Genomic DNA, 10401 nt, shown 5'->3' with positions numbered 1-10401 from the left:
TTAATTTTGTGGATTTTTTGGTTTGATAATTATTATATAAGTCTATTTGCACATATTGTTGATAAGTTATGTTTTGATAAAAAAAACGGATAAAAAAATTAAAATACCCGTATTATAAATGTAATGAATAAAGAAACTAACATGTAAATAACAACTTATCCACAAATTTATCAACAACCTGTGAATAAGTTGTTATTTTTGTGGCTACAATTTATTTAAGTTATCAACAGTTTAATTTTATAATAACAAATTATCAACAGATTATCAATAAGAAAAATAATTTTGTCTACAGTTTAATGTAGATAATTTTTAAGTTGTTGATAATTTTTTTATTTCAAAAGACTTGTTGACATACTCAGTAATTAACGTTATAATTTTTATAGCATTTTTAGGTTTTAGGAGGTGTACCAATGCTTCGCACTTATCAACCCAAAAAAAGACGTAGAAAAAAAGTACACGGTTTTAGAAAGAGGATGTCTACCAAAAGTGGTCGAAATGTTTTAAAGAGAAGAAGACAAAAAGGTAGACATAGGTTGACAGCGTGAGGCCTTTGGGGCCTTTTTTACAATCCGGAGGTATAAATGAGTAATAAGGTTGTAAAAATTAAAAAGAGTTATGAATTTAAAAAGGTTTATTCAAATGGTAAATCTACTGCTAATCAGTTTGTTGTAATGTATTATATGGAGAATAATTTAGGCTTTAATAGAGTTGGCTATTCAGTGAGTAAAAAAATAGGTAAAAGTGTGGTAAGAAATAGAGTTAGAAGGCTTTTACATGAAAGTTTTAGACTTTTAGATATTGAGATAAAAAAAGGGTTTGATATAATTTTTGTGGCGAGAGGAAAAATTGTTGAGGCCGATTTTCACACTTTAAAAAGTTCCATGAGAAAATTAATTATGAAAACACCTCTTTATGCGGGGAATGAAAAATGAAAAATGTTATTATTTTTTTAATTAAGTTGTATCAAAGATATATTTCGACTATGAAGCCAAGGAGCTGTAGATTTTACCCAACTTGTTCTCAATATTCTATAGAAGCAATATCAAAGTATGGACTTTTGAAGGGTGGAATTATGTCAGTTTGGCGGATTTTAAGGTGCAATCCCTTTAATCCGGGGGGATATGACCCTGTAAAATAAATTTTTGGAGGTATATTATGGCAACAATTGCTATGTATTTAGGAGAATTATTAGAGTTTATATATAAATATGTAGGGAATTATGGCATTGCTATAATTATTTTCACTATTTTAATTAGGATACTACTTTTGCCTTTTTATGTGCAGCAAATGAATACGATGAAAAAGATGAAAGAAATACAACCTCTTATACAAGAACTTCAAAAGAAGTATGCTAAAGACCCTCAAAAATTAAATATAGAAACAATGAAATTGTATCAAGAGAAAAAAGTAAATCCTTTTGGTGGATGTTTACCTATGCTATTACCTTTGATAATATTGTGGCCCCTTTTTGCAATGCTTCGAACTTATCCAGCATTTTCGACTGCATCTTTTTTATGGATGCATAGCCTTGCAGAAAGAGATCCTTATTATATAATCCCTATTTTGGCTACGGTGACTACTTATATATCTTCTGCAATGGTAGCAACAGACAAAAGTCAAAATTCTATGAATATAATGATGTCAATTTTTATAGGATGGATAACTGTTTCTTTGCCGGCAGGGATAGGAATATATTGGGTTACAAGTAATATATTTCAGATAGTGCAGCAGTATATTTTTATGAGAGAGACCAATACCGCTAAGGGGGAATCATAAATTGAAGGAGCTTATAAGGACAGGCAAGACAGTGGAAGAAGCTGTAAATCTTGCCTTGCAGGAATTTGGTGTGCCGAGAGAAATGGTAGAAGTGGAAGTGTTGGATGAAGGGGGTAAAGGTTTTCTGGGCCTTATAAGCAAACAGGCAATAGTTAAAGTGATTTTAAAAGATGTAATAAAAGAAAGTGCTAAAAATTTTTTACAGCAAGTAATTGAAGCAATGAAGCTCGATGTGAAATTTGACATAGAAGAAAATGAGAATACCATAAAGTTTAATTTACATGGAAAAAACGTGGGATTGCTTATAGGACATCGGGGAGAGACATTAGATTCATTGCAATATCTTGTAAATGTTGTTGCCAGCAAGTATAGAGGGTATGATAGATATAGAAGGATTATATTAGATGCAGAAAATTATAGAAAAAGAAGGGAAGAGGCTTTAATTAGGCTTGCAAAAAAATTAGCCAAAAAAGTAATGGAGACAAAGGAAAGCGTTGAGTTGGAGCCCATGAGTCCTAATGAGAGGCGAATAATTCACATGGCTTTGCAGGACCATCCTTATGTAGAGACGTATAGTGAAGGAGAGGAGCCTAACAGAAGAGTCATAATAGCTTTAAAATAATACCCTGTCAAGGGGTTTTTTTATATTTTGATTGAAAAGCCAAAAATATTGGTATATTATTTTATAAGATAATTTTTTGGTTGGTGATGAAAATGGCTTTTGATACAATTGCAGCTATTTCTACTTTTCCAGGGGAAGCAGGAATTGGAATAGTTAGAATAAGTGGAGATGATGCTTTAGAGATAATTTCAAAAATTTTTAAACCCTATAAAGCTAAAGATATAAAAAAGGTAAAAAGCCATACTTTACATTATGGACATATAGTAGACCCTGAAACACAAGAGATATATGATGAAGTTTTAGTATCTATCATGAAAAAACCAAATACCTATACAAGAGAGGATATAGTTGAAATAAATTGTCATGGAGGAATAGTAATTACCTCTAAAATTTTAGAATTAGTGTTAAAACAGGGTGCTCGTTTAGCCGAACCAGGGGAATTTACAAAAAGAGCATTTTTAAATGGGCGAATTGATTTATCTCAGGCCGAAGCAGTGATAGATATAATTACTGCTAAGACTATGCTTGCTAATAAATACGCTCAGAAGCAGTTGGCTGGATATGTTGGAAGTAGAATAAAAGAGATGAAAGATAAAATTATGGGGCTGCTAGTCCATCTTTTAGCTTTAATAGATTTTCCCGAAGAGGATGTGGAGGAACTAGAAAGAAAAGAAATGTTAGAAACTGCCAAGGAAATAGTGGAAGATATCGATAAGCTCATTGTATCTTCTGAAAGTGGAAGGATTATAAGAGAAGGACTTAAAACTGCCATAATTGGTAAACCAAACGTTGGTAAATCCTCTCTTTTAAACGCCTTATTAAAAGAAAATAGAGCTATTGTCACAGATATACCAGGGACCACCAGGGATATTATTGAAGAATATATTAATGTAAAAGGTATTCCAATAAAGCTTATTGATACAGCAGGAATTAGAGATACAGACGAATTAGTGGAAAAAATAGGAGTTGAGAGAAGCAAAGAGGTTTTGGCTGAAGCAGATTTGATATTGTTTGTGCTGGATGCTTCACGAGAGTTGTCTGAAGAAGACTACCAGATTTTTGACATTTTAACAGAAAAAAACATTATATTTGTGTTGAATAAGATAGATCTACCTAAAAAAATTGACGAAAGTAAATTAAAAAGTCTTATTAAAGATGGTATAATAATAGAGGTTTCAACTGTTGAAAGAATTGGATTAGAAAAATTAGAAAACGCCATTTATGATTTAGTTTTTAGAGGAGACATAAATTTAAGAGAAGAAGAAATAATAATAAATTCGCGGCATAAAGAAGCCCTTATCAATGCTAAAAAATATATGGAAAGCTGTGTTAAAGCTATCGAAATGGGGTATAGTGAAGACCTAATTACAATTGATTTAAATGCAGCTCTTGACCAATTAGGTAAAATTACTGGTGAGACGGCAACTGAGGATTTAATAAATGAAATTTTTGAAAGATTTTGTGTAGGAAAGTAGGTGAAAGTATGAGTTTTATTGCAGGTGAATACGATGTTGCAGTGGTTGGGTTGGGACATGCGGGCAGTGAAGCTGCTCTTGCCTGTGCAAGGTTGGGTCTTAAAACAGTAGGTTTTGCTGTAAATTTAGATTCTATTGCTTTGATGGCTTGCAATCCTTCTATTGGAGGCCCTGCAAAGTCTCAGTTGGTGAGAGAAATTGACGCTTTAGGTGGGGAAATGGCTATAAATACAGACAAATCACTACTACAAATCCGCACTTTAAATACTAGTAAAGGTCCTGCTGTAAGGTCTTTGAGGGCACAAGTTGACAAGAAGCTTTACCAAGCAAACATGAAGTATACTTTAGAAAGACAGCAAAACCTTGATATAAAACAGGCGGAAATTGTAGATATTTTGGTAGAAGACAATAAAGTCACGGGAGTTGTGACAAAATTAGGCGCGATATATAAATGTAAGGCTTGTATTATTACTACAGGTACCTTTTTAAAAGGAAGAGTTATAATTGGTGATGTAAGTTTTGAAAGTGGACCTAGTGGGCTTTTTCCGGCTAATGAACTTTCTGAGACTTTAAAACGATTGGGCTTTAAATTGATGAGATTTAAAACGGGTACTCCTGCAAGAGTTGATAAAAGAAGTATTGATTTTTCCAAAATGGAAATGCAGCCGGGGGATGAAGTAATTACTCCTTTTTCTTATATGCATGATAAAATTGAAATAGAGCAGTTGCCCTGTTGGCTTACTTATACTAATAAAAGAACTCATGAAATAATCATGGCGAATATTGACCGTTCTCCTCTTTTTAGTGGTGAGATAACAGGTGTAGGAGTAAGATACTGCCCTTCTATTGAAGATAAAGTAGTAAAGTTTCCTCACAAAGAGAGGCATCAAATTTTTATTGAACCAGAAGGATTAAATACTTATGAAATGTATGTACAAGGCATGTCTTCCAGTTTGCCTGAAGATGTACAATTGGAATTTTTGAGGACTGTTCCAGGCCTTGAAAATGTAAGAGTGATGAGGCCAGCTTATGCTATTGAATATGACTGTATAGACCCAACGCAATTAAAAGCTACTTTAGAGTCTAAAAAAATTGAAGGGCTGTATTTTGCAGGACAAGTCAATGGCACATCTGGATATGAAGAAGCAGCTGCTCAAGGTTTAATGGCGGGAATAAATGCTGCCATGAAGCTTTTGAACAAACCTCCTGTAATTTTGGATAGGTCTCAAGCTTATATAGGAGTATTGATTGATGATTTAGTAACAAAAGGTACAAATGAGCCTTATAGAATGCTCACTTCGAGAGCAGAGTATAGACTTCTGTTAAGACAAGATAACGCAGATTTAAGATTGACAGAGTTAGGTTATGAGATAGGTCTTGTAACAGAAGAAAGATATGAAAAGTTTTTAAAGAAAAAGATCCAGTTAGAAAAAGAGATGAAAAGACTTGCTGGAGTTGTGATAAAGCCTTCTGAGGAAGTCAATAATTTTCTCATATCTAGAGGAAGTACTCCTTTGGTTACAGGAGTTGACCTTTATACTTTGCTAAAGCGACCTGAAATTGATTATAAGTCTACTAAATTTTTAGATAAACAAAGACCCGATGATATTTTAGAAAGTGTGGCTGAACAAATAGATATAAATATTAAATATGAAGGATATATATTAAAACAACTAAGACAAATTGAACACTTTAAAGCTTTAGAAAACAAAAAGATTCCAGAAAATATTGATTATTATCAAATTCCTGGTTTGAGCAATGAAGCAAAAGAGAAATTGACAAAAATAAGACCTACTTCAATTGGACAGGCTTCGCGTATTTCAGGAGTTTCGCCGGCTGATATTTCTGTGCTTTTAATTTACATGGAGCAGTTAAGGAGAAATAAAAGCGATGAAAAACAAATCGGTTGATATGCTAATTGATGGGGCTAAGAAGTTAGGTATATTTATGGAAATGTTCCATGTGGAACATTTCCATAAATATTATTCTCTTTTATTGGAATGGAATAAAAAAATGAATTTAACAGCAATTACAGAAGAAAGTGAAGTTGTGATTAAGCATTTTTTAGATAGCTTATCTGTGGTTAAGAGTGGTAAAATAAAAGGAGAAGAAAAAATTATAGACGTTGGTACAGGCGCTGGTTTTCCTTCTATTCCTTTAAAAATTGTGTTTCCTAAATTAAAAGCTACTCTTTTAGATTCTTCTAAAAAAAGAATTACTTTTTTAGAAGAAGTTATAAATAAATTGGATATAAATGAAATAGAATTAATTCACGGAAGAGCTGAAGATATAGGAAAAGACATAAAATATAGAGAACAATTTGATTTATCCGTGGCAAGAGCTGTTGCACCTTTAAATATTTTATTGGAATATACTCTTCCTTTTGTAAAAGTAGAGGGTTATTTTATTGCTTTAAAAGGAAGAGAGATTGAAGAGGAAATAGAAAATACTCAAAAAGCTTTGAGAGAATTGAAAGGGAAAATCGAGGAAGTTATGGAAATCAGACTTCCTTATAGCGATATAGTTCATCATTTGATAATTATTAAAAAAGTAGATAAATGTCCGACAAAATATCCTAGAAGAGCAAATGCTATACAAAGATCTCCTTTATAAACTTAAAGGAGAAAATTTCGGCGACTAAACATAAGCTTCCCAGCGGACTCCGTAGCGTCGGTCACATTCAGCGTCCTTGCCTTAGTGGCTTCTCCGCCCTTTTTGGCTTTGGACCTACCTCCGTCCCTCGGCCTCGCTAAGTTTAGTTGCTACTTTTAACAAGTCACTTCATAAATGCAAAATGCCTCTTTTATATGAAAAAAGGTTTGTCAACAAACTGCAGTCTAAAAGTAATTTTAGACTGCTCAGACTGTAGACAAACTTTCGTAAAGGAGATATTTTGCATAAGGAGCGACTTGTTACAAAGCGGTAACAAAACTTAGCAAGACCGAGGGTGGAGGCAGGGCCGAAGCCATGGATGGCGAAGGCGGGCACCTGAGGCAAGGAGGCCGATTGTGCCCGGTACCCTGCCGGAGCCCGAAGGTCGAGCTTTAGTTTTGTCGCTTTGGAACATCGGAGCGACGATGCAAAATATCTCCTTTGAATATTTTTTAACTTTGTCAACAAACTGTGCAGTCTAAAAGTAATTTTAGACTGCTTTTTTATTTTTATAAAATTTTTTGTGGTATAATTTTAATATAAATATCCTAAATAACTTACCAATTTTGGAAATGAGGGAAGGAAAATGTTAAAATTTAGAGCGAGCTTTTTAGTTGCGAGAGTGGTCATTGTTGAAGAAGGAAAAGTTCTCTTAGTAAAACATCAAGATGGGGAGGAAATAGCATGGGTTTTTCCTGGAGGCAGGGTAGAAGAAAATGAGTCAGTAGCAGAAGCTGCTATAAGAGAATGTAAAGAAGAAACAGGTTATGACATTGAACTTAAAGGTGTCTGTTATATTCAGGAATATGATATTTACTATGTGACGTATTTTTATTCTTCTATTATTGGGGGAAATTTGACCTTAGGAAGTGACCCTGAACTTCCTAAAGAGAAACAGATTTTAAGAGAGGTAAAATGGATTGAACTTAAGGATTTGAAAAGCTATCAAGTTTATCCTCAAAAATTGGCAGAGCTTATACAGCAAAAAAATTTTTTTAATAACCTTATTCCAGTGCCCGAAACTTTTTTATAATTTTTAACAATATATTTGAATTTAAGGAGGAATTTTACATTATTTGTCGAATATATATTGTAGAAAAATTTTTTAATTGTTTTAAGAGCGGGGTGTGTAAAAGTGGTATCGAGCAAAACACAAGAAATTTGTTATTTGCCGATTGATTCAATAAGGCCTAATCCCTATCAGCCGCGAAAGAACTTTGATATAAAGAATTTACAAGAATTAGCAGAGTCCATTAAAGCTTATGGGGTATTGCAACCTATTACTGTAAGAATGGTGCACAATAATTTTTATGAGTTAGTAGCGGGGGAAAGGCGGTTAAGGGCTTCTAAATTGGCAGGTCTTGCGGAGATACCAGCGATAATTATAAACGCGCAAGATGAAGACTCGGCTGTTTTAGCTTTAATTGAAAATTTACAAAGAGAAAATCTCAATTTTATTGAAGAGGCCGAAGCATATTATAATTTAATAAACGACCACCATTTAACACAGGAACAATTAGCAAGAATTCTGGGTAAAAGCCAATCAACTATTGCTAACAAATTGAGGATTTTGAAGCTTAGCAAAGAGATAAAAGAACAGCTATTGGAAAATGATTTAACGGAGCGGCATGCTAGGGCACTTTTGAGACTTCCTGATGAAGAGCTACAAAGAAAGGCACTAGAAATAATTATAAAGAAAAAATTAAACGTGAGTCAAACAGAAAAATTGATACAAAGTATGATAGACAAAATAACAAAGCCACCGGAACAAGTTAAAAAAGAAAACAAAAAAATGATGAAATTTTATAAGGATATAAGAATTTTTGTAAATACAGTGAAACAAGCTGTAGATTTGATGAAAAAATCTGGTGTGCCGGCAGAGTATATTGAAAATGATAAGGAAGAGTATATAGAGTTTGTAATCAAAATTTCAAAAAAGTAAAAGTTTTTTCACCCCCTTGATAATGTTCCATGTGGAACATTGATATAAACAATGATATAATAAACATATAAATTGATAACTCTTAAACATGTATTTGCATGCAAAAGGGGGTGAAAAAATGGGCAAAGTTATTGCCATCGCAAATCAAAAAGGTGGGGTTGGTAAAACTACCACAACTATAAACTTAGGATATTCTTTAGCAACACAAGGGAAAAAAGTTTTATGTATAGATATAGATCCTCAAAGTAATATGACAAGTGGGTTTGGGATAAACCCGGCTTCTTTAAAGCACACTACATATACGGTGCTGATTGAAGATGAAGATATAAAAAGTGCAATAATACCTTTAAAGGATTTAAAAGTTTCAATTGTTCCATCTAGTATTCAATTGGCAGGGGCAGAGATTGAATTAGTTCCTATGCTTTCGCGAGAATATAAATTAAAAAGTGCAGTAAATCCAATTAAAGATGAATTTGATTATACATTAATAGATTGTCCTCCATCACTTGGACTTTTGACTATAAATGCTCTTACTGCTGCTGATTCAGTAATTGTTCCGATTCAATGCGAATATTATGCTTTGGAAGGACTTACCCAACTTATGAACACCATCAATCTTGTAAAAAAGAGTCTAAACCCTCAACTCGAAATAGAGGGTGTAGTTCTTACTATGTTTAATGCCCGGACAAACTTATCTATACAAGTGGTGGATGAGGTGAAAAAATTTTTCAAGGAGAAAGTTTACAGAACAATTATTCCTCGAAATATTCGCTTGGGGGAAGCTCCAAGTTTTGGAAAACCAATTTCTATATATGACCCTAATTCCAAAGGAGCAGAGGCTTATGAGGAATTGGCATTAGAAGTGATAGAAAGGGCAGGAATATAAAAAATTTACAAAGGTGGTGATAAAATGGCGAGTAAAAAGGGATTAGGCAGAGGTTTGCAAGCACTTATACCTGAGTATCAGGGAGAGGAACCTCAGGGTGTAGAGACGATAAATATTGCCTATATTCATCCTAATCAATACCAACCGAGAAAACAGTTTAATGAAGAAAGTTTAAAAGAGTTAGCAGAATCTATTAAACAAAATGGAATTATTCAGCCAATTATAGTAAGAAAAGTGGCTTCTGGATATCAGATAGTAGCAGGAGAAAGACGTTGGAGAGCTGCTAAAATTGCGGGACTTTCTGAAATACCAGCAATTGTGAGAGATTTTGATGATTTACAGGTTATGGAAATAGCTTTGATTGAAAATTTGCAAAGAGAGGATTTAAATCCTATTGAGGAAGCAAAAGCATATAAAGCATTAATAGAGCAATTTAATCTCACACAAGAAGAGATATCTAAAAAAATTGGTAAGAGCCGCTCAGTAATTGCAAATAGCATAAGACTTCTAAATCTTGACGATAGAGTACAAGCAATGTTAGTAAAAGGGGAGATAACAATAGGCCATGCAAAAGTTATACTTTCTTTGCCAAGTAAAAATTTACAGTATGAGGCAGCAAAAAAAGTTGTTACAGAAAATTTAAACGTAAGAGAAACAGAAGACTTGGTGAAAAATCTTTTACGCAAAAATGGGAAAAGCTCTCAAAAAGGAAAATCAAACAGAATAGATATACATATCAAGGAAATAGAAGATAATTTATGTAGTTTTTTAGGAACAAAAGTGAAAATATCTCAAAGAGGTAAAAATAGAGGAATTATACAAATAGAATATTATAGTGACGAAGATTTGACAAGAATTATTGAACTTATTTATGGAAAGGAATAAAAAGTATTATAGACTCAATATAAAAGTCTCCTATTTATATGGAGGCTTTTAATTTTATTAAATCTAAAACAATGAACTTAGAGAGAGGTCAGACTTGAAGACATGTATGCCGGAGAACGATCCCATAGGTACGATGCTAAGGCCGGGAATCACGCAGAACCCA

Annotated in this window: 12 protein-coding genes; all 12 read left to right on the top strand. The window is 33.2% G+C overall.

All coding sequences use genetic code 11. The features are described from left to right. Positions 1-410: 410 nt before the first annotated feature. The 12 genes from rpmH (at position 411) to TMATH_RS11350 (ending at position 10238) form a co-directional block, all read left to right on the top strand. The gene (gene rpmH / locus TMATH_RS11405) at positions 411-545 is read left to right on the top strand and encodes a 50S ribosomal protein L34 (protein ID WP_012996282.1); all 135 of its coding nucleotides are present in this window, start codon (positions 411-413) and stop codon (positions 543-545) included. A 36-nt stretch (positions 546-581) separates the two neighbouring features. Further along, positions 582-932 (top strand): ribonuclease P protein component, encoded by a 351-nt coding sequence (gene rnpA, locus TMATH_RS11400; protein WP_012996281.1) that lies wholly within the window; start codon positions 582-584, stop codon positions 930-932. Continuing rightward, a complete protein-coding gene (yidD, locus tag TMATH_RS11395) occupies positions 929-1138 on the top strand; it encodes a membrane protein insertion efficiency factor YidD (protein ID WP_013151060.1) in 210 nt (69 codons plus the stop codon). Before rnpA ends, yidD begins: the two co-directional genes overlap by 4 nt. Positions 1139-1155: 17 nt before the next feature. Further along, positions 1156-1776: a YidC/Oxa1 family membrane protein insertase gene (locus TMATH_RS11390; protein WP_013151059.1), complete on the top strand. Its 621-nt coding sequence runs from the start codon at positions 1156-1158 to the stop codon at positions 1774-1776. A gap of 1 nt (position 1777) precedes the next feature. Beyond that, positions 1778-2398, top strand: a complete 621-nt coding sequence (gene jag / locus TMATH_RS11385) for an RNA-binding cell elongation regulator Jag/EloR (RefSeq protein ID WP_013151058.1) — start codon at positions 1778-1780, stop codon at positions 2396-2398. A gap of 92 nt (positions 2399-2490) precedes the next feature. Continuing rightward, the gene (gene mnmE / locus TMATH_RS11380) at positions 2491-3873 is read left to right on the top strand and encodes a tRNA uridine-5-carboxymethylaminomethyl(34) synthesis GTPase MnmE (RefSeq protein WP_012996277.1); all 1383 of its coding nucleotides are present in this window, start codon (positions 2491-2493) and stop codon (positions 3871-3873) included. Between the two features lie 8 nt (positions 3874-3881). Beyond that, positions 3882-5783 (top strand): tRNA uridine-5-carboxymethylaminomethyl(34) synthesis enzyme MnmG, encoded by a 1902-nt coding sequence (gene mnmG / locus TMATH_RS11375; protein WP_013151056.1) that lies wholly within the window; start codon positions 3882-3884, stop codon positions 5781-5783. Then, positions 5764-6486, top strand: a complete 723-nt coding sequence (gene rsmG / locus TMATH_RS11370; RefSeq protein WP_013151055.1) for a 16S rRNA (guanine(527)-N(7))-methyltransferase RsmG — start codon at positions 5764-5766, stop codon at positions 6484-6486. The genes mnmG and rsmG overlap by 20 nt, the downstream gene beginning before the upstream one ends. Positions 6487-7111: 625 nt before the next feature. Then, complete coding sequence (locus tag TMATH_RS11365; RefSeq protein ID WP_013151054.1) at positions 7112-7558, top strand: NUDIX domain-containing protein; 447 nt, start codon at positions 7112-7114, stop codon at positions 7556-7558. A 102-nt stretch (positions 7559-7660) separates the two neighbouring features. Beyond that, complete coding sequence (gene noc / locus TMATH_RS11360) at positions 7661-8467, top strand: nucleoid occlusion protein (protein ID WP_012996273.1); 807 nt, start codon at positions 7661-7663, stop codon at positions 8465-8467. A gap of 118 nt (positions 8468-8585) precedes the next feature. Next, positions 8586-9353 carry a ParA family protein gene (locus TMATH_RS11355; protein ID WP_013151053.1) on the top strand — a complete coding sequence of 256 codons (768 nt, stop codon included), beginning with the start codon at positions 8586-8588 and terminating at the stop codon, positions 9351-9353. 24 nt (positions 9354-9377) lie between these two features. Then, on the top strand, positions 9378-10238 hold the full coding sequence (locus tag TMATH_RS11350; protein WP_013151052.1) for a ParB/RepB/Spo0J family partition protein: 861 nt from the start codon (positions 9378-9380) through the stop codon (positions 10236-10238). The last annotated feature ends 163 nt before the right edge of the window (positions 10239-10401 follow it).

It is taken from the genome of Thermoanaerobacter mathranii subsp. mathranii str. A3 (genome assembly GCF_000092965.1).
Lineage (GTDB): Bacteria > Bacillota > Thermoanaerobacteria > Thermoanaerobacterales > Thermoanaerobacteraceae > Thermoanaerobacter > Thermoanaerobacter thermocopriae.
Note: the sequence above shows the minus strand (reverse complement) of the source record. Positions and strands in the feature narration are given on the sequence as shown.

Excerpts from the sequence above, each read along its gene's own strand:
- rpmH (WP_012996282.1), top strand. The coding sequence starts at position 411 with ATGCTTCGCACTTATCAACCCAAAAAAAGACGTAGAAAAAAAGTACAC.
- rnpA (WP_012996281.1), top strand. The coding sequence starts at position 582 with ATGAGTAATAAGGTTGTAAAAATTAAAAAGAGTTATGAATTTAAAAAG.
- yidD (WP_013151060.1), top strand. The coding sequence starts at position 929 with ATGAAAAATGTTATTATTTTTTTAATTAAGTTGTATCAAAGATATATT.
- TMATH_RS11390 (WP_013151059.1), top strand. The coding sequence starts at position 1,156 with ATGGCAACAATTGCTATGTATTTAGGAGAATTATTAGAGTTTATATAT.
- mnmE (WP_012996277.1), top strand. The coding sequence starts at position 2,491 with ATGGCTTTTGATACAATTGCAGCTATTTCTACTTTTCCAGGGGAAGCA.
- mnmG (WP_013151056.1), top strand. The coding sequence starts at position 3,882 with ATGAGTTTTATTGCAGGTGAATACGATGTTGCAGTGGTTGGGTTGGGA.
- rsmG (WP_013151055.1), top strand. The coding sequence starts at position 5,764 with ATGAAAAACAAATCGGTTGATATGCTAATTGATGGGGCTAAGAAGTTA.
- TMATH_RS11365 (WP_013151054.1), top strand. The coding sequence starts at position 7,112 with ATGTTAAAATTTAGAGCGAGCTTTTTAGTTGCGAGAGTGGTCATTGTT.
- TMATH_RS11355 (WP_013151053.1), top strand. The coding sequence starts at position 8,586 with ATGGGCAAAGTTATTGCCATCGCAAATCAAAAAGGTGGGGTTGGTAAA.
- TMATH_RS11350 (WP_013151052.1), top strand. The coding sequence starts at position 9,378 with ATGGCGAGTAAAAAGGGATTAGGCAGAGGTTTGCAAGCACTTATACCT.